Consider the following 18,641-nt stretch of genomic DNA (forward strand, 5'->3'; position numbering starts at 1 on the left):
TTTCGTTCACAACCCGCAAGGGCACCGGGTTGCCAACTCCACTCCCGGAATCCGCTCTGCTCTCACTCGCTCCGCTCGGATTGAATGGTTTTTGCGAACCATTCAATTGGAGTCCGTATTACTTCGTTTCGGTGAGGCTGTAGCTGCCGCTGCCGCTGTAGGCGTACACGCGCCAGCGGTACGTGCCGCTGGTGGCCGCGTAGGTGATCGCCTCGGTGCTGGTGCTGCCCTCGCTGGCCGCCACCTGCGTCCAGGTGCTGCCCGAGAGTTTCTGCAGGTACAGGTCGAAGTCCGTGCCCGCAGCGGCGCTCAGGTTGCCTTTCAGCGTGCCGCCCGCGTAGCTGAAGCCGGCCGTGCCAGGCTGGTAGGAGTTCCCGGCGGCAGCGACCGTGCCGGCGTACGTGGTGCCGGCGGGCGGCGGGGTGGTGCCGCCCACCGTGACGAACACCGCCGAGACCGGCCCGGACGTGCCGCTGTTGTTCCTGGCGCGGACGTAGATGGTGTGCTTCCCGGCGCTCAGGCCGGCAGTGGACACGGTGGCCCGCACCGCCTCGGTGGCGGTGTTGAAGGTGCCGTCGGTGGCGGTCATGGCGGTGGGCGTCCCGCCAGCCCAGGGGGGCGTGTCGATGAAGTACTCGGCGGCGGTGACCGTGCGGGCGGGCTCGGCGCCGTTGCTGGTGTTGAAGCGGGTGTTCGTGGCGCTGGCGCTCAGGGTGAACGTGCCGCCCGTGGCGACGCTGGCGGGCGCGCTGACGCTCACGCTGTCCGGGCCGCTGCCCAGCTGGTAGGGGGCACGGGCCACGCGCAGGGCGTACAGCAGCGCCGCCTGGTTCTGCGGGAGGGTGGTGCCGGTGAAGGTGCTGCATGGCTCGAAGAACGCGGTGCCCAGTTCGATGGTGTACGAGGCGACGCCCAGTTCACCGTACGCGAAGTCGTTCGTGGTGCCGCTGGTGGGGTACAGGCCGATGGACTGCTCGGGGGTGTAGCCGTTGAAGTAGGCGAGTTTGCGGCCCAGGGATTGCAGCGCCGCGCCGTTCGGGGCGACCGTGCTGGTGTCGCCCCAGGGCCACAGGACCAGCTTGGAGTAACTGTGAACGTCGATGTACACGCCGGGCGTGCTGGCGGGCGCAGCGTCCGTGCGGGCGGGGCCACGGCTGTCGGCAAAGGCAGCCTTGATGAGGTTCTGGAGGTTCTGCGTCTCGATCTCGGAGCCGGCGCTGACGCCCTTGTACGTCTCGTTGCAGGGATCGGCGCTGGACCCGCCGGTTCCCCAGGCGTAATTGAAGTTGCGGTTCAGGTCCGTGCCGAACAGGCCGTTCGCGCAGGCCTGCGTGTCGTTCGCGTTCTTCCTCCAGGACGCGCCCGCCTCGGCTTTCTTGCGGCCGTCCGGGTTGCTCTGGAGGACCAGCCAGACTTCCTGCGTGTCGAGCATCCAGGTGACGTCGGCGTCCTGCCCGTAGTTGGCGAGCAGGTACTCCGCGAAGCGGGTGCTGAGCTCGGCGGGCGTGTACTCGCGCGCGTGGATGGACGCCGTGATCAGCAGGCGGGGTTTGGTGCCGGTCACGCTGCGGTTCGTGAGTTTCAGGACGTTCATGTCGTACCCGCCGCGCGCCTTGCTTTTCAGCCACGTGGGCCCGATGCTGCTCCAGGTGGCGAGGTTCGGGTACTGCGCGGCGAGGTTCTGGGCGCTGGTGTACGTCTCCTCGACGGTGCGGTAGCAGGAGTAGCCGCTGATGCTCAGGGCGCCCAGCGGGTTTTTCAGGGAGGCGCTGTGCCGCTGCGTTTCCCTGGCGTCTATCTGCACGGTCCAGCCGCGCGTCAGGCCCGTGACGCGCAGCCGTTCGAAGTCTTCCTTGCCCACGTCCAGCAGTACGAAGCCTTCTTCCAGGCTGCCGCCGACCGGTTCGAAGGTCTTCACGATGTCCAGCCAGTCGCGCTGCGTCCTGAATTCGATGCGGGATACCACGACCGGGTTCTGCGCGAAGGCGCTGCACTCGTCGGCAGTGGCGATCAGGGTGCCGGTCCCGCCGGCCGGTGCGGCCGCCACGGGTTGCGGGGTCTGCGAGCACGCGCCCAGCAGCAGGGACGCACTCAGGATCAGGGACAGGGCCGGGCCGTTCGTGAATCGACGCATGAAACCTCCGGAGAAAGGGGCACGGCACGCTGGGCGCAGCGGTCGGCCGCGTCGGCGGGGTGCAGGTGAATTGACAGGTACCCGCACACTGTAACACCTGCACACTTGACGGGGTCAACGGTGCGCCGCCGCCGGGCCACGCGGCGGGCGGGGCGTCCGGTTCTGCGGGATGCCTCGCCGCACCCGACCGGCCGCGCGGCATGCACGGGCGTACACTCGCGCGCAGTGAGCGACTCCCCCACCCCCACCGTCCTGCCGCCCCTGAACGCCCGCGCGCTGCTGCTGGCGCTGCTGATCACGGGCATCTGGGGCGTGAACTTCGTGGTCATCAAGTGGAGCGTGGCGGACGCCCCGCCGCTACTGGTGGCCGCGCTACGATTTGCGCTCGCGGCCCTGCCTGCCGTGCTGTTCGTGCCGCGCCCGCAGATGCCCGCCCGGCTGCTGTGGGGGTACGGGCTGGCGGTGGGCGTCGTGCAGTTCGGGCTGCTGTACCTCGCCATCGGGCTGGGCATGAGCGCCGGCCTGGGCTCGCTGCTCATGCAGATGCAGGCGTTCTTCACGGCGCTGCTCGCCGCGCGCTTCCTGGGCGAACGCGTGCAGCCGTGGCAGGTGGCGGGCATCACGCTGGCCTTCGCGGGCATGGGCGTGATCGGCGCGCTGTCCGGCGGGGACCTGACCCTGCTGAGCCTGGGCCTCACGCTGGCCGCCGCGCTCGGCTGGGCCGTCAGTAACCTGATCGTGCGGGCGTCCGGCGGCGCGAACATGTTCAGTCTGGTCGTCTGGAGTGCCCTGATCCCGCCCATTCCCCTGACGATCCTGGCGGGCCTCGTGGACGGCTGGGACGCCGTGACCCGCACCCTCACGCAGTCCGGCGCGGGCTTCTGGGCGGCCATCCTGTTCATGGGCCTGGGCAACACGGTGCTGGGTTTTGGCGTGTGGGCCGCGCTGATCCAGCGGCACGGCGCGGCCCGCGTCGCCCCGCTGTCCCTGCTGGTCCCGGTGTTCGGCCTGATCGCCAGCGCCCTGGTGTACCAGGAGGCGTTCCCGCCCGGCAAGGCCATCGGCGCGGCCCTGGTGTTCGCCGGCCTGATCCTGCACGTATTCGGCGGACGCTGGTGGCACCGGGCGGAGCAACGCACTCCAGCGGCGTAGCAAGGCAGCGTAGGCCAGCCGGCGCATGGCACGCCGCACCCTGCGGCCGGTACGCTGCGCGGCATGTTGAGGACACGGGTGCTGGGCCGACCGGCAGAAGACAACGCGCTGTGGGTCGTGGCCGACAGCGGGCAGGGGCAGACGCGCCTGCTGCTGGACTGCGGCGCGCACGTGCTGGACGGCGTACCCTTCGCGGAGGTGCAGGCCACCGACCACCTGCTGTTCTCGCACCTGCACATGGATCACGTGGGCGGCTTCGACGATTTCTTCCGCGCGACCTTCGACCGGCCCGCGCCCACGCACGCCTGGGGGCCGCCCGGCACGGCCCGCATCCTCGGGCACCGCTTTCAGGGGTTCTGGTGGAATCACGCGCCGGAGTTGCGGGGCCAGTGGTTCGTGCATGACGTTCACGACAAGCACGTGCAGTCCTTCCGTTTCGAGGCGCACGAGGCCTTCGCCGTGGCCCACGACGCGGGCAGCCGCGCGCACGACGGCACGGTCCTGACCACCCCGCAAATCAGCGTGCAGGCCGTCCCGCTGGAACACCACGGGCGCAGCCTGGGTTTCATCCTGCGGGAACCCGACCGGGAGCGCGTGAACCCGGCCGCCCTGGCAGGGTTGGGCCTGCGCCCCGGCCCCTGGCTGGCCGCGCTGAAAGGTGGCGCGACCGGAAAGATAGACGTGAACGGTCAGCCGCACGACGCCGCTGCCCTGCGCGCCGCGCTGATGGAACGGGAGACCGGAGAGAGTCTGGCGTACCTCACGGACTTCCTGCTGGACGACGCGCAGCAGGCCCGCCTCGCACCCATCCTGCGCGGCGTGCAGACGCTGTACGCCGAGGCGCAGTACGCCCCCGAAGACCACGCGCTCGCCACGCGGCACCAGCACACCACCGTCACGCAGGTCGCCTCCCTCGCCCACGCGGCGGGCCTGCCCGCGCTGACGCTGCTGCACCTGAGCCGCCGCTACCGACCCGAACAGTGGCCCGAGATGCTGAATGCCGCGCAGGCCATCCACCCCGCCGCGCGCTTCCCGGACGGCTGGCTGGCCTGAAGAACGCACGGGGCTGCCGTACCCTATGGGCATGACTGGACCGCTGTTCGATTCTCATATGCACACACCCCTGTGCGGGCACGCGAGCGGGTCTCCACGCGAGTACGCGCAGGCGGCGCTGGACGCCGGACTGGCGGGCATCTGCTTCACGGATCACATGCCGATGCCCGCGTGGTACGACGCGCCGTGGCGCATGCGCCTGGATCAGCTGGCGCAGTACGTGGAGGACGTGCGGGCCGTGCAGGCCGAGTTCGCCGGGCGGCTGGACGTGCGCCTGGGCCTGGAGGCGGACTTCCACCCCGGCACGGAACGCTTCGTGGAGGAGGTGCTGGGCGCGCACCCCTGGGATTACGTGATCGGCAGCGTGCATTACATCGGCGCATGGGGCTTCGACAACCCGGAGTTCACCGCGGAGTACGACAGCCGCGACCTTGCGGGCCTGTACCGCGACTACTACGCCCTGGCCGAGGGCGCCGCGAAATCCGGCCTATTCGACAGTATCGGGCACCTGGACCTGCCCAAGAAATTCGGGCACCGCGACCCGGACGGGTACGCCGCGCTGCACGCCCTGGACGTGATCGCCGAACGCGGCCTGAGCCTGGACTTCAACACGGCCGGGTGGCGCAAACCGGTCGCCGAGGCCTACCCCGCCCCAGACCTGACCCGGCAGGCCGCCGAACGCGGCATCCCCTTCGTGCTGGGCAGCGACGCCCACAAGCCCGGCGAGGTCGGCCACCGCTTCACCGACGCCATCAAACAGATTCACGACGTCGGCGGACGGATCGTGACGTACCAGGGACGCGTCCGGCACGGGTAGCACCTGGACCCCTGGCTCCCCCTGGGGGGAGCTGGCCGCGCAGCGGACTGAGGGGTCGCCCACCAGCGCAGGTCTACTCAGCGCTCAGCACCCCACGCCCACACGTCACCCTGTACCCGCGCGTAACTCGCGTCCAGGTCCGGTCCCAGCAGCACCAGTTCCGCCAGACGCCGCGCCATGCGACTCACCTCCCGCGCCTCATCCAGCGTCAGGGCGCGGCCCAGCACGCCGAACTCGCGGTAACTGAGCCACTTCTTCATCACCTGATACCCGCCAATCGTGTACTCCCACACGGGCACTGGCACGTTCTCCCACACCCACGCGTCATTCAGCGCCACGTCCAGCACCCGGTCCCCCAGCCCCGGCGGCAGCCCGTCCGCCGCCCGCTCGGTCGTCCGGCCCCGCCCGGGCATCACCACGTTCCCCCGCTGCACCGCACCCCACCCGGCCCGCACCTCGTACCCATGCACGTCCTCGCCCACGCGCTTCAGGCGACCCACCGCACCCAACTCCGCACGGGTCGGCACCTGCGGATCATCCAGCAGCGCCGCCACCCGCGCCCCCAGCGCCGCCGATTCCGTCAGGGCCGACAGTGAACCCGGCAGCGGAATGCGCGGCCAGTCGCCCGCGATGCCGCCCGCGTGTTCACTCAGGTACGCGCCGCTGAAACCCACCGCCAGCGCGTGATGCCACAGCAGCGCCGCCCCGGCAGGCGAGGCGTCCGGGTCGGGCGCACCGAGAGCGGCGAGGTAAGCGCGTGCCTGCGCCGAGAGATTCGCCCGGAGAGTCGGTTCAGAAGAGGCGAACAGACCGTCAGAAGCGGGAGCCTCGGAACGCCACAGGACGGGTATGTAGTAGGCGTGTCCCCTCAGCGCGTCGTTATCACCCAGATTGGACGTGAAATAGAACGGAGTGCCCTCATCCGAGGCTGCCGCCGCCGGACGGGTTACGAAAAAGGAGTTACCCGGTAGCTGCGCCCAAAGCGTCGGGCGTGAGCGATTCCAGAGTGTCGAATGGTCTGAAAAGTACGCTTGCCTGACCTCAAATGCACGAAGTAGATAGGGGACGATGTTCCTTGCCTGAAATCGAGTCTGAGTTCGAACTCTGCCTCGGGTCGCCTCAGCGTCATACCCGGATGCGTCTTTCGACAGCTCTGGATTGATGATTTGGTAATTCTCCCAAGTCACGTTGGAGTCGAAGTAGGGGCGCATCTTCGCTTCAACAGCGGCACGGTCAAACCCCACCAGTCCGCCGCCCCGCTTTTCCATCAGTCCGTTGATCGGTGCTTCTCCGGCCAGTTCCACCACTTTCGGCCAGCTCTGGTAGTCGGCGCTGCTGTCTTCGGGGCGGAAGGTGTAGCGGTTGGCGGGTGTGGGCGCGGCGGGGTAGTACGCGGGGCCGCCGTCTTGCAGGGCGGTCAGCAGTTGGGTGCCTTTGCCTGCGCCCCAGAATTCGCGGTACTGCACGGCGGGTTCGCCGCCCAGTCCGGTTTTCACGAGCAGGGATACGGCGGTGCCGCTGCGGATGCCGGCGCGGTTGCTGGGGGTGCTGAAGATGCTGGGGTCGGGCTGGCCGTCGGGGGTGCGTTTGCCGGTTTCGCGGCTGTCGCCGTTCAGGTTGTCGAAGGTCAGGTGGTTGAATTCGTTCAGCAGGGCGCTGCGCATGACCACGAAGCTGGGGTCGCTCAGGTACGAGGAGGGGCTGATGAAGGACACGATGCCGCGCCCGCCCTGCGCGACCTTGCGTTCGGCGATGCGGAAGAAGCGGACGTACAGGTCGTCCAGGTTGAATTTGCGGATGCCCCACTCGGTGACGAGGCCGCGCTTGTAGTGGGCGATCAGGTCGCCTTCCTCGGTCTGGCTGGTGCCGTTGAAGGCGCTGTAGGGGGGGTTGCCCAGGATGACCAGGATGGGGGCGCTTTTCTTGACGTGTTGCGCGGCGTCCTGTTCTGCCTGGAGTTCCGGCATGGACAGCGGTTCGGGGATGGTGTGCCAGTTGGTCAGGGCGTTGGTGAGGTACACGGCGGCGCGTTCGGGCTTTGCGGGGTGGGCGGGGTCGCTGGGGCGCAGGGTGACGCCGTACCGGGCGAGTTGCTGGCTGAGGCGCAGGTGCGCGATGACGTACGGGGCGGGCATGATCTCGAAGCCGATCAGGCGTTCCTTGACGGCGGCGCGCAGGTCGTCCAGGGTGGCGTCGTCGAAGTCGGGCTGGGCCTTTAAGGTGCGCCAGATGCGGTCGAGGGTGGCGGTCAGGTAGCTGCCGGTGCCGGTGGCGGGATCCAGGACGTACACGCTGGGGTCGGCGAGGCCGAGGGGTAGGTTCAGTTGCTCGCGCAGGGCGGTGTCCACGCGTTCGACCATGTACTGCACGACTTCGGGTGGGGTGTACCACACGCCGAACTGTTTTCTCAGTTCCGGGTCGTACGCGGCGAGGAACGGTTCGTAGAAGTACTGCACGGCGTCGCCCTGGAATTTCTGCGTGAAGGTGGTCACGTCCACGCGGGCCAGGGTGGCGGCGGTCCGGTCGAGCAGGTCGGTGAGGTTCAGGCTGTGCTGCGCGGAGGGGTTGGCGAGTTCCCCGAACAGGCGTTGCATGACGGGCAGGTGCAGTTCCCACGCGGCGGCCCGCCAGTTGAACGGCAGCTGGGGCTGCTGGGCACTGTGCAGCACCCACGCGCTGAACAGGCCGTACCAGAGGGTCTGGATGAGGGTGGAGCGGAAGAAGCGTTCGCCCTGTTCGTCCTGGAATTGCAGGTCGAGCGCTTCGCTCAGGGCGCGTTTCAGCGGGGCGAGGGCTTCCAGCGGGGTGTGGCTCAGGCGGTGTTTGGCTTCGCGGGCGTAGCTGGCGAGGAACCACGCGACGCTTTCAGGGGTGCTCAGGGGCGCACCGGTCTGGAGGGCGCGGGTCAGGAATTCCGCGAGGGGCGCGGCGTGTGCCGACTGGGCGTCCGGGTCGCGCAGCAATGTCCAGAACGCGGCGGCGTTCGGGGCGAGTTCCATGTGTTCCAGCAGTTTCGGCTGGCCGTTCTCGCGGGTGTACAGCGCGAAGGCGCGCAGGTTCGTGACGAGCACCAGTCCGTACAGGTCGAGGTATTTGGCGACCTGCGTGCCGGTAGCGATATCCGCGACCTGCTCGGCGGGGGATTTGACTTCCAGCGCGCCCCGGCTGGGCAGCTGGCCGCGCAGGACGTCCTGTTCCTGCCCGCGCTGAAGCTGCCCTGCATCGAAGAATCCGCCGTCGGGGATTCCGGCGCCCAGGTTGCTCAGGTGATTCACGGCGTGCACGCGGGGTTTCAGGGTGGCGCCAATACTGCCCAGCAGGCCGAACAGCGCCGGGTAGTAACTGGTCTCGGCGACGCCTGCGCCGGTGGCGTGCACGGCCCGCACTTCATGGAAGTACGTCTGGACGGCGGTTTCGGCGTTGGGCGTGCTGGCGGGCATGCCGTCACCGTATCAACTGACCGCGCCCCTGGGGTGCCGGGTTGCGCGCCTATCACGGACAACGGGTGTCCTCCTGGCTCCCCCTGGGGGGAGCTGGCCGCGCAGCGGACTGAGGGGTCATCTACCGGCCCGGCTGCTCATGGCACGCGGCGCACCTGATGGTCTTCCAGTCACCATCCCCCTTACTCTGGGTGCATGGATGTCACGAAGAAGTCCCTGGTGGGCGCACTGAAGACCACGGCGGATCTGCTGGATCTGCTGGGGGTGGGGGATGATCCGTTCCGGGCGCAGGCGTTCCGGAGTGCGGCGCGCAGCCTGGAGGGCGTGCAGGATGAGGTGGATGTACTCGCCGCGCGGGCGTTCGCGGGTATCCCGAAGGTCGGGAAGGCCATTGCGGCGGACCTGCTGGAGTACGTGCGGACGGGGGTGTTCGGTCCGTTGGAGGACGCCGCGAGTCTGATTCCGGCGGGCGTGCTGAGTCTGTTCCGGGTGCGGGGGCTGGGGCCGAAGAAGATCCGGGCGTTGTGGGACGCGGGGATCGATTCGCTGGAGGGGCTGCGGGAGGCGTGCCGGGATGGGCGCGTGGCGGGTCTGAAGGGGTTCGGGGCGAAGAGTGCGGCGTCGTTCCTGGAGGCGGTGGAGTTCGCGCTGGGCGCACAGGAACGGCAGCACCTGAGCACGGCGCTGGAGGTCGCGGAGGGCCTGTGCCGGGTGCTGGACGGCCTGGAGCCGCAGGTGTCGGGGGATGTGCGCCGGGGTCTGGACACGGTGCGGGTGGCGCGCGTGACCGTGACTGCCTCGCCGGAGCAGGTGCAGGAGCGGCTGGCCGGGGTGGTCGAGGGGCTTGAACCGGTCGAGAAGAAACCGCTGTTCGCGGGCCGCGTGGATGGCGTGCCGGTCGAGGTGGCGTACGCGCCCACGCCGGGCGTCCGGGGAGCGCTGGACCTGATGATGGGCGGGGGCACCGCGTACCGCGAGTCGCTGCGCGAGGAGGCGAAGGTGCGGGGCTTCGACCTGAGCGGGCGGGGCCTGATCCGGTCAGGCGCGGTGCTGGACACGCCTACCGAGGCCGACGTCATGAAGACCCTGGACCTGCCGCTGCGTCCCGCCGAGTACCGCGACCCCGAGCATGACGCCGTGTGGGAAGCCCTCCCCCACCCGGACCAGCTCGTGACGGTGGGCGACCTGCGCGGCATGCTGCACACGCACTCCACGTGGTCGGACGGCGCGAGCAGCATTGCCGACATGGCCGCCGAGACCGTCCGCCTGGGCCACGGCTTCCTGGGCACCGGCGACCACTCGCGCGCCGCGCACTACGCGAACGGCCTCAGCATCGAACGCCTCCAGGCGCAACTGAAGGAGATCCGCGAGTTGCAATCAGCGGGCTTGCCCCTGGTGGCGGGCGCCGAGGTGGACATCCTCGACGACGGCACCCTGGACTACCCGGACGACGTGCTGGCCGAACTGGATTACGTGGTCGCCAGCGTCCACAGCCTCTTCACGCTGAGCGCCGAGCGGCAGACCGAACGCCTGATCCGCGCCGCCAGTCACCCCCTCGTCACCATCCTGGGGCACCCCACGGGCCGCCTGCTGCTGCGCCGCCCCGGCTACGCCCTCGACATGGACGCCGTCATGGCCGCCTGCGCCGAGCGCGGCACGGTCGTCGAGATCAACGCGAACGCCTACCGCCTGGACATCGACTGGCGGATCGCCCTGACGTGGCGTGACCGCGTGACGTTCGCCATCAACACCGACGCCCACGTGCCGGGCGGCCTGAAAGACGCGAAATACGGCGTGATGATCGCCCGCAAGGCCGGCCTGACACCCGCCCACGTCATCAACACCCTGGACCGGGAAGCGTTCCTGGCGTTCGTCCGGGAGCAGCGGGCGGGAAGGTAATGCGGTGGGCGAACCCCTCAGTCCGCTGTGCGGCCAGCTCCCCTCTCCTGCGGAGCTTTGCAAGTCAAGGGGAGCCAACAAGCAGCTCATTGCCTCCCCTTGAGGGGACTCGCAGAGCTGCGCAGCAGAGGTGCCCTGGAGGGGCGGAGGGGTTCGTACGGCGCGCCGACTTCCCAGTTCCCCCTACCTCACCCGTACCGTTTTTCCAGTAGTCCGCTCAGGGCGGCCCATTCGGCCTGTTTGCCGTCGGGGAGTTGCCGGGCGAGGTTGCCGAGGTAGCGGGGCAGGTGGGTGCGGGTCAGCGCGTCGGGGTCGAGGCCGAGTTCGCTGGCGGCTTCGGGGATCAGGATGTCGGCCATGGGGCCGATGAGGCGGGTGAGGTTCCAGTGCAGGTCTTCCAGGAAGGGGGGGCCGAGGGGGGGTTCGGGCCGTTCGGGGTGGCCGAGGGCGCGTTCCAGGGTGCCGCCTTCGGTGGTCTGGTCGAGCATGTGGTCGAACGCCTGCGTGGCGGCGTGGGGGTCGCGGCGGATGATGCCGTGGATGATCTGTTCGTGCGTGGTGTACAGGGCGGGGAAGCGGCCGGCGAGCATCAGGTCGGTGCTGATGGCGCGCAGCAGGTTCGCCAGGGGCATGTGGATAGCGCGCAGGAGGCGCAGCACGACGGGGTTCCCGGCGGCCTGGGCGATGGCCATGTGCAGGGCGAGGTCGGCCTGGATGAACGCTTCGGGTTCGCCCTGCGCGTCGCGCATGCGGTGCAGGTGCTCCAGCAGGTCGGCGTGCTGTTCGGGCGTGGCGTGCCGGGCGGCGCGGGCAATCGTGTAGTGTTCGAGGGCCTGCCGGGTATCGAGGAAGGCGTGCGCTTCGGTCTCGTCGTGCACGGCGCCCAGCCAGAGGTTGATGCTGGGGGCCTGCTGCGTGACGGGCAGGATGACGGTGCCCCGGCCGGGGCGGGCGTCGAGGACGCCGCTGGCGGAGAGGATGGAGATCGCTTCGCGGACGGCGGCGACGCTGGTGCCGTACTGCTGCGCGAGTTCCCGCTGGCTGGGGAGGGTGTCGCCGGGTTTCAGGCGGCCGTCGAGCAGGAGTTCTTGCAGGTGCGCGGCAATGTGTTCGCCCAGGGAGCGTTTTTCGAGGGTGTCGGCGGTGAAGGTGGGGGCCGGGTCGCTCATGGGCGGTTTCCGGGGCGCAGGCGGGTCAGGGCGAGGTGCAGGCTGACGCGCAGGCGTTCGATGGCGGTGATCAGGTCCGTGAGTTCGTCGGGTCGGCCGCCGGGGGTGACGGTGATGGGGTCGCCCAGGTGCCCGAGGCTGGCGTGCTGCGCGGCGTCCGTGATGGCCAGGATGACGCGCAGGGGGCGGCGCATGGCGCGCCACGCGGCGTACGCGGCGATCAGGGCGGTGACGGCGCAGGCGAGCAGCACGAGGTGCAGTTGCCGTTGCAGGGCGAGGTTCATGTCGTTCAGGGTGACGCCGATGCCCAGGCGGAACAGCAGCTGCCCGGGGGGGGCGGGGTCGCCGGGGAGGCGCAGGGTGCGGGTGCCGAACGGCGTTTCGTACACGTCCAGGGTGGTCAGTTCGTAGGTGGTGGGGTGTCCGCCGGCGGCTTGCAGGGTGCCGAGGCGGGCCTGCAGGTGGTCGCGGACGCTGGGGGGCGTGCCGGGTTGCAGGGCGTTCAGGGCGCTCTGGTAGGCGTCGGCACGGGTGTCGGGGAGGGTCAGGTGGGTCTGGCCAGGGTGGGCGCGCTGGTGGGTGTCGAGCTGGGCGCGCAGGTGCCAGTCGGTGTCGGGGGTGTCACTGGTGAAGAAGCGGGGGGTGTTCCCGGCAGGTTGTACGTCCACGAAGGCCACGTCGGGTGCGGAGACGGCGGCGCGTAGTTGCGTGGCGACAAGGTTCAGGTCCTGCACGTCCAGGGTGGAGGCGAGCAGGCTGGCGGCGGTGTGGCTGACGGCGCGGGAGATGGTGTCCAGTTCCGCGCGGCGTTGCAGGGTGAGGATCAGGGTGATGAGCAGTCCCAGGGTCAGGACGGGCAGGACCGTGATCAGCAGGGCCTTGGTGCGCAGGCTGGGCCGGCGGGGGGCGGGGGGGGCAGCGTGGGTGGCGGGGCGGGTGGCGGTCATGCGCGCTCCGGGAGGCTGAAGGCGGGGAGTGGACTGCGGCAACTGCGGCGGGAACTGGGTCGGTGAATCAGGGTGAGTCTGGCAGAGAGGCGGCCGGTTGGGGGCAGGTCCACACGGATCCACAAAGAATGAACCGGGTTCATTGATCTGAACATTCGAACAGTTGACTTGAAAGGTGAGGCCAGCCTACACTCGCCGTGTCCCACAACACAAGCCCGCTGCGCCCGGCACCGACGCCGCGCCCCCGCAGCGGACCGCGTTTCAGCGTGGCCCGGAGACACCGGCCTGCCGCGCCTGCACAAGGAGTCGCCATGCGTCACCCTGCTCAACGCCGTTCCCAGTTGCCGTCATTCGCCCATCCCGCCCTGGGGGCCACGCTGGCCCTGAGCCTGAGCCTCGGCGCTCAGGCGCAGAAGGTCGAGACCATCAGTATCGGGGTGGCGGTCGCGCAGACCAGCAACACCGCCCTGCTGGGCCAGGAGCAGGTGATCGGCGCGAAATTCGCCGAGAAGTTCCTGAACGGCCGGGGCGGCATCAACGGCACGCCCTTCAAACTGGTCTTCCAGGACACCGGCGGGGACGAGGCCGGCGCCATCAACGCCTTCCAGAACCTGATCACCAAGGACCGCGTGCTGGGCATCGTCGGGCCGACCCTGTCGCAGCAGGCTTTCGCGTCTGATCCCATCGCCGAGCGCGCCAAAGTACCGGTCCTGGGGCCCAGCAACACCGCCAAGGGCATCCCGCAGATCGGGAACTTCATCGCGCGGGTGTCGGCGCCGGTGGCCGTCGTCGCGCCGAACGCCGTGCGGCAGGCCCTGAAACTCGACCCCAAGATCAAGGAAGTTGCCGTGCTGTACGCGCAGAACGACGCCTTCTCGACCAGCGAGACCGGCACCTTCCAGCAGACCGCCAAGGACCAGGGCCTGACCGTCGCCACCGTGCAGAAGTTCCAGACGACCGACACGGACTTCACCACGCAGGTCACGGCCGTCCTGAACGCCAAGGTGGACCTCGTGATCATCTCCGGCCTCGCGGCGGACGGCGGGAACCTCGTCAAGCAGCTCAGGCAGCTGGGGTACAAGGGCCTGATCATCGGCGGGAACGGCCTGAACACCAGCAACATGTTCCCCGTCTGCCAGAAACTCTGCGACGGCGTGATCATCGCGCAGGCGTACAGCCCCGCGCAGCCCAGCGCCGCCAATCAGGTGTTCGTCAAGGAGTACACCGCACAGTACAAGAAAGCCCCGCCGCAGTTCGCCGCGCAGGCCTACGCAGGTGTGCAGGTCATGGTCGAGGCCCTGAAAGTCATCGACCGGAAGAAGAAGCTGAACACCTGGGACCTGGACGACCTGCGCGCGGAACTGAACAAGCAGATCCTGCTCGGGAAGTACAGCACGCCGCTGGGCCCCATCGCGTTCGATAAGGAAGGCGAGGTCATCCAGAAGGAGTTCTACGTCGCGCAGATCAGGATGAAGGACGCCAAGACCGGCTCGTTCGTGTACCTGAAGTAAGCCGCAGCCTCAGGCCCGGCCGGCCCCCTGCCGCCGGGTCACGTCCTTCCCCGCCGTCAGCCCCTGGACGCTGACGGCGTTCTCCTGAAAGGAGCTTTCATGGAGCTGAGTCAGTTCATTCAGAACCTCATGAACGGCCTGGCGATCGGGAGCGTGTACGCCATCTTCGCGCTGGGGTACACGCTGGTGTTCTCGATTCTGGGCATCATCAACTTCGCGCACGGGGCGGTGTTCACGCTGGGCGCGTACTTCACGTACACGCTGGTCGTGGGGCAGTTCGAGAACAACGGGCTGCTCAAGGGCGTGAACCTGTTCCCGGACGGTTCGCCCTTCTCGGGGCAGCCGCTGACCTTCGCGCTGGCCACGCTGCTGGGCGCCACCCTGGCGGGGCTGGTCGCCGTGCTGATCGAGCGGCTGGCGTTCCGGCCCATGCGCTCGCGCGGCGCCGATCCGCTGCTGGCGCTGGTCAGTTCGCTGGGCGTGGCGCTGGTCATCGTGAACCTTATCCAGCTTCTTGTGGGCGCGGAAATCTACAACTTCCCGTCGGACGCGTACGGGGACACGCCGCCCGCGCTGTCGTTCACGCTGGGCGGCAAGATCGTCATCATCCGCACCGTGCAGGTCATCATCTTCGCGGTCAGTCTGGTCATGCTGGCCGTGCTGGGGTACGTGATCGGCCGCACGAAAATCGGCAAGGCGCTGCGGGCCGTGGCGGAAAGCCCCACGACCGCCAGCCTGCTGGGCATCAGCGTGGACCGCTTCATCCTGATCACGTTCTTCCTGTCCGGCTTCCTGGGCGGACTGGCGGGCACGCTGGTCGGCACGGCGTTCGGCGTGGCCGGCCCGTACTTCGGGGTGGTGTACGGCCTCAAGGGCCTCGCCGTGATCGTGCTGGGCGGCCTGGGCAGCATTCCCGGCGCGGTGCTAGGCGGACTGGTGATCGGGCTGGCCGAGGCCTTCGTGCCCTCCGAGTACTCGGCGTACAAGGACGCCGTGGCGTTCGCGCTGCTGTTCGTCATCCTGCTCGTGCGGCCCCAGGGGCTGCTGGGCCGCAGCGCCATCCAGAAGGTGTAAGCATGACTGATTTCCTCTCGACGTACGGGTTCCTGATCGTGACCATGTTGCAGGCAGGCCTGCTGGGCCTGAGTCTGTACTTCCCGTTGCAGGCAGGGCAACTGAGCCTCGCCAGTCCCGGGTTCTACTCGCTGGGCGGGTACGTGGCCGCCATCCTGCTGACCAACCCGGCCTTCGCGGGCCTGCGCGACACGCTGGGGAACGCCATGTTCCCGCTGACGTGGCTGGTCGCGGCAGTCCTGGCGGGCCTGCTGGGGCTGCTGGTGGGCGTCCCGGCGCTGCGGCTGCGCGGTATCTATCTGGCGCTGGCGACCATCGCGTTCGTGGAGATCCTGCGTGTCATCAGCCTGAACCTGAGCGTCACGGGCGGGGCCATCGGACTGTTCGGAATTCCGCAGCCGTTCGGGATCGTCGACCGCTGGCAGTACGTGTTCATCTTCGGGCCGCTGCTGATCCTGACCCTGCTGTTCGCGCGGCAGATGGAACGCTCGCGCGTGGGCCGCGCCCTGCGCGCCATCCGCGAGGACGAACTGGCCGCCGACGCCATGGGCGTGCCGCCCACGCGGTACAAGGTACTGGCCTTCGTGACCGGCGCGGTCCTGGCAGGCATCGTGGGCTCCATGAGCGCGCCGCTGCTCAGCTCGTGGAACGCCCGGCAGGGCACCTTCGACGCCAGCATCGCCATCCTGGCCTTCGTGCTGATCGGCGGGAGCCGCAACATCTGGGGCCCGGTGGTAGGCGGCGCGCTGCTGACCGCCGTGCCGGAAGTGCTGCGCTTCCTCGCGGACTGGCGACTGGTGATCAACGGGCTGGTGCTGGTCGTGGCGAGCCTGTACCTGCCGCAGGGCATCGTGGGCGCACTGGAGAAACTGGGCCGTCCCCGACCGCCGCAGCGGCCCACACCAGTCAAGCCCGCCGAGGTGACGCCATGACCGCCGCCACTTCTTCAGGGGGCGTGGTGCTCGAGGCCCGTAACATGACCCGCCGGTTCGGTGGCCTGATCGCCGTGAACGACGTGTCCTTCGACGTCCGCGAGGGCGAGATCTTCGGGCTGATCGGCCCGAACGGCGCCGGCAAGACCACGCTGTTCAACCTGATGACCGGCCTGACCCCGCCTTCAAGCGGCACCCTGACGTACCGGGGCACGACCGTCACGGGCCTGCAACCCAACCGCGTGGCGGCGCTGGGCCTGAGCCGCACCTTCCAGAACATCCGCCTGTTCAAGGGCCTGACCGCGCTGGAGAACGTGAAGATCGCGCAGCACGTCCGCACGGACGCCGGGCTGTGGCGCGGCGTCTTCGGCGGCGCGAAGGCCGAGGAGGCCCGCGTGGAAGCCCGCGCGTGGGAACTGCTGGATCTGGTCGGCATGGCCGACCGCGCCGGGGAACTGGCCGCGAACTTCAGTTACGGCGACCAGCGAAGATTGGAGATCGCCCGCGCCCTGGCGACCGAACCGCGCGTGCTGCTGCTCGACGAACCGGCCGCCGGCATGAATACCAGCGAGAAGGGTCAGCTGACCGGCTTCATCCGGCAGGTGCGCGACCAGTTCGACCTGACCGTGCTGGTCATCGAGCACCACGTGCCGCTGGTCATGAACCTGTGCGACCGCGTGGCCGTCCTGAACTTCGGGCAGCTGATCGCCATGGGCAACCCGGCCGAGGTGCAGCGCGACCCGAAAGTCATCGAAGCGTACCTGGGAGGCGAATGATGCAGAGCACGTCCATTCCCCGGATTCAGGGAACCCCGCCCCGAACCCGCTCCACTTCCGCGCCCCGCCTTCTGTTCCTGCTCGCATCCGCTCGGAGGGCCGCCGCACAAACGCGTCAGCCCCCGGAAGGAGGCGAGTGAGATGGCACTCCTTGAAATCGAGAACCTGAGCGTGAACTACGGCGCCATCCAGGCCGTGCGGGGCCTGTCCCTGACCGTCGAGGAGGGCGAGGTCGTCACCCTGATCGGCGCGAACGGCGCGGGCAAGACCACCACGCTGCGCGCCGTCTCGCGGCTCATGAAGCCCCTGTCGGGCACCATCCGCTTCGGGGGGCGCGACATCACGCGCCTGCCCGCCGACGAGGCCGTGAAACTCGGCATCGCGCAGAGCCCCGAGGGACGGCAGGTGCTGGCCCGGCAGAGCATCCAGGACAACCTGGAACTCGGCGCGTACACCCGCCGCGGCCCCAGCGTGAAGGCCGACATGTACGAGATGTACGAACGGTTCCCGCGACTGGGCGAACGCAGGGACCAGCTGGCAGGCACGCTGTCCGGCGGCGAGCAGCAGATGCTGGCCATCGCCCGCGCCCTGATGAGCCGCCCTAAGCTGCTGCTGCTGGACGAACCGTCGCTGGGCCTCGCCCCGATCATCGTGCGCGAGATCTTCAGCATCATCCGCGACCTGAACGCGCAGGGCACCACCATCCTGCTGGTCGAGCAGAACGCCAAACTCGCCATGAACGCCTCGCACCGCACGTACGTGCTGGAAGCCGGGCAGATGACCTTCACGGGCGACAGCGCCCAGCTCGTCAACGACGAGCGCGTGCTACACGCCTACCTGGGCGGGTAGAGGCGGCCGCCAGGGGCGGGCCGGACCGTATGGCGCTCCGGCCCGTTCCCACTCGTCAGACGGGTTTGGCCAGGACGCTGTCGCCGGCGCGCAGGGTGGTGCGGACGAGCAGGTCGGCAGGAATCATGATCTGGTTGGTCAGGTTGGCAGACATGCGGACGGGCAGGGTGTATACCTGTCCGTCGTCGGCTTTCAGGGCCACGAGTTGGGGGTGGCGCACGATGTCTTCCTTCCAGCGTTTGAAGATCAGTTCGTCCACGAGGGCCACGCCCTGCACCTGCCGCGTGATGGTGATGGTCAGGCGGGCCACGCGGGTCTTGCGGGGCACGATCAGGCCGATGCGGAACAGTTTGAGCAGCATGCGTTTCGCTTCGGGGTCCTGCGTGAGTTCCGAGACGGGTTTCTGCGCGTCGATCTGCTTGAGGACGTCCAGTTCCTTGAGGCTCCAGCGCATGCGGCCCACCCGCTGCGGCGACGTGACGCGCGCCGGGCCGTCGAACGGCAGGTCCTGAAACGGCAGCGCTTCCAGCGCCTCCAGGGTCACCTCGTCCAGGGTGTTGTCCAGGCGGGGGTTGCCATGCGTGACGCCCTCATCGAAGTGAAAGCGGCCCTTGGGGTCCAGCATCAGGCGGACGAGTGCCTGCACGCCCTCGTCCGGCCCGAATTGCAGGTGCCGGACCCGCCCGGCTTCCAGCCACGCCTGAAACTGCCCGTCCGTCCGGAAGACGTACAGCACGCCCGTCCGGCCCTGCTCGGTCAGCAGGTACAGCAGTTCCAGAAAATCGAAGGTATCGAGGCTGGAGGTGGATCTGGTCATGCGTGCGTGGCGTTCAGCGTGATCACGTCCTCCCGTCGTGGCGGCGAGCGCCCCTGCCCTCATGTTCGCTC

14 protein-coding genes are annotated in these 18,641 nt (G+C 68.9%); 9 read left to right on the plus strand and 5 right to left on the minus strand.

The window, feature by feature from the left end; translation table 11 throughout:
* Window positions 1–118: 118 nt before the first annotated feature.
* Window positions 119–2,134: a M14 family zinc carboxypeptidase gene (locus tag M8445_RS01495; RefSeq protein WP_273989173.1), complete on the minus strand. Its 2,016-nt coding sequence runs from the start codon at window positions 2,132–2,134 to the stop codon at window positions 119–121.
* A gap of 261 nt (window positions 2,135–2,395) precedes the next feature.
* Between M8445_RS01495 and M8445_RS01500 the strand changes: the two genes are divergently transcribed.
* The 3 genes from M8445_RS01500 (at window position 2,396) to M8445_RS01510 (ending at window position 5,156) form a co-directional block, all read left to right on the plus strand.
* Window positions 2,396–3,286: an EamA family transporter gene (locus M8445_RS01500; RefSeq protein WP_417323645.1), complete on the plus strand. Its 891-nt coding sequence runs from the start codon at window positions 2,396–2,398 to the stop codon at window positions 3,284–3,286.
* Between the two features lie 63 nt (window positions 3,287–3,349).
* Window positions 3,350–4,339, plus strand: a complete 990-nt coding sequence (locus M8445_RS01505) for an MBL fold metallo-hydrolase (RefSeq protein WP_273989175.1) — start codon at window positions 3,350–3,352, stop codon at window positions 4,337–4,339.
* Window positions 4,340–4,370: 31 nt separating this feature from the next.
* A complete protein-coding gene (locus tag M8445_RS01510) occupies window positions 4,371–5,156 on the plus strand; it encodes a histidinol-phosphatase (protein ID WP_273989177.1) in 786 nt (261 codons plus the stop codon).
* A gap of 77 nt (window positions 5,157–5,233) precedes the next feature.
* Here the strand turns inward: M8445_RS01510 and M8445_RS01515 are convergent, their stop codons facing one another.
* The gene (locus M8445_RS01515; protein WP_273989178.1) at window positions 5,234–8,596 is read right to left on the minus strand and encodes a type ISP restriction/modification enzyme; all 3,363 of its coding nucleotides are present in this window, start codon (window positions 8,594–8,596) and stop codon (window positions 5,234–5,236) included.
* A gap of 195 nt (window positions 8,597–8,791) precedes the next feature.
* Here M8445_RS01515 and M8445_RS01520 point away from each other — a divergent pair, with 195 nt between their 5' ends.
* Window positions 8,792–10,495: a helix-hairpin-helix domain-containing protein gene (locus M8445_RS01520; RefSeq protein ID WP_273989179.1), complete on the plus strand. Its 1,704-nt coding sequence runs from the start codon at window positions 8,792–8,794 to the stop codon at window positions 10,493–10,495.
* A gap of 188 nt (window positions 10,496–10,683) precedes the next feature.
* Here M8445_RS01520 and M8445_RS01525 read toward each other — a convergent pair whose 3' ends face one another.
* Together M8445_RS01525 and M8445_RS01530 are read right to left on the minus strand one after the other, a co-directional pair.
* Window positions 10,684–11,664 carry a FadR/GntR family transcriptional regulator gene (locus M8445_RS01525; protein WP_273989180.1) on the minus strand — a complete coding sequence of 327 codons (981 nt, stop codon included), beginning with the start codon at window positions 11,662–11,664 and terminating at the stop codon, window positions 10,684–10,686.
* Window positions 11,661–12,611, minus strand: a complete 951-nt coding sequence (locus M8445_RS01530) for a hypothetical protein (protein WP_273989181.1) — start codon at window positions 12,609–12,611, stop codon at window positions 11,661–11,663. Before M8445_RS01530 ends, M8445_RS01525 begins: the two co-directional genes overlap by 4 nt.
* A 311-nt stretch (window positions 12,612–12,922) precedes the next feature.
* Here M8445_RS01530 and M8445_RS01535 point away from each other — a divergent pair, with 311 nt between their 5' ends.
* From M8445_RS01535 to M8445_RS01555, 5 genes are all read left to right on the plus strand, one after another.
* Window positions 12,923–14,122 carry an ABC transporter substrate-binding protein gene (locus tag M8445_RS01535; RefSeq protein WP_273989182.1) on the plus strand — a complete coding sequence of 400 codons (1,200 nt, stop codon included), beginning with the start codon at window positions 12,923–12,925 and terminating at the stop codon, window positions 14,120–14,122.
* Between the two features lie 99 nt (window positions 14,123–14,221).
* Complete coding sequence (locus M8445_RS01540) at window positions 14,222–15,196, plus strand: branched-chain amino acid ABC transporter permease (protein ID WP_273989183.1); 975 nt, start codon at window positions 14,222–14,224, stop codon at window positions 15,194–15,196.
* A gap of 2 nt (window positions 15,197–15,198) precedes the next feature.
* The gene (locus tag M8445_RS01545; RefSeq protein ID WP_273989185.1) at window positions 15,199–16,128 is read left to right on the plus strand and encodes a branched-chain amino acid ABC transporter permease; all 930 of its coding nucleotides are present in this window, start codon (window positions 15,199–15,201) and stop codon (window positions 16,126–16,128) included.
* Window positions 16,125–16,904 carry an ABC transporter ATP-binding protein gene (locus M8445_RS01550; protein WP_273989186.1) on the plus strand — a complete coding sequence of 260 codons (780 nt, stop codon included), beginning with the start codon at window positions 16,125–16,127 and terminating at the stop codon, window positions 16,902–16,904. The genes M8445_RS01545 and M8445_RS01550 overlap by 4 nt, the downstream gene beginning before the upstream one ends.
* A 141-nt stretch (window positions 16,905–17,045) precedes the next feature.
* Window positions 17,046–17,753 carry an ABC transporter ATP-binding protein gene (locus tag M8445_RS01555; protein ID WP_273989188.1) on the plus strand — a complete coding sequence of 236 codons (708 nt, stop codon included), beginning with the start codon at window positions 17,046–17,048 and terminating at the stop codon, window positions 17,751–17,753.
* A 55-nt stretch (window positions 17,754–17,808) separates the two neighbouring features.
* Here M8445_RS01555 and M8445_RS01560 read toward each other — a convergent pair whose 3' ends face one another.
* Window positions 17,809–18,570, minus strand: coding sequence for a DUF4388 domain-containing protein (locus M8445_RS01560; RefSeq protein ID WP_273989190.1), 762 nt, complete (start codon window positions 18,568–18,570; stop codon window positions 17,809–17,811).
* Window positions 18,571–18,641 lie beyond the last annotated feature (71 nt).

The sequence above is a fragment of the Deinococcus aquaticus genome, assembly GCF_028622095.1.
Classification (GTDB): Bacteria; Deinococcota; Deinococci; order Deinococcales; family Deinococcaceae; genus Deinococcus; species Deinococcus aquaticus.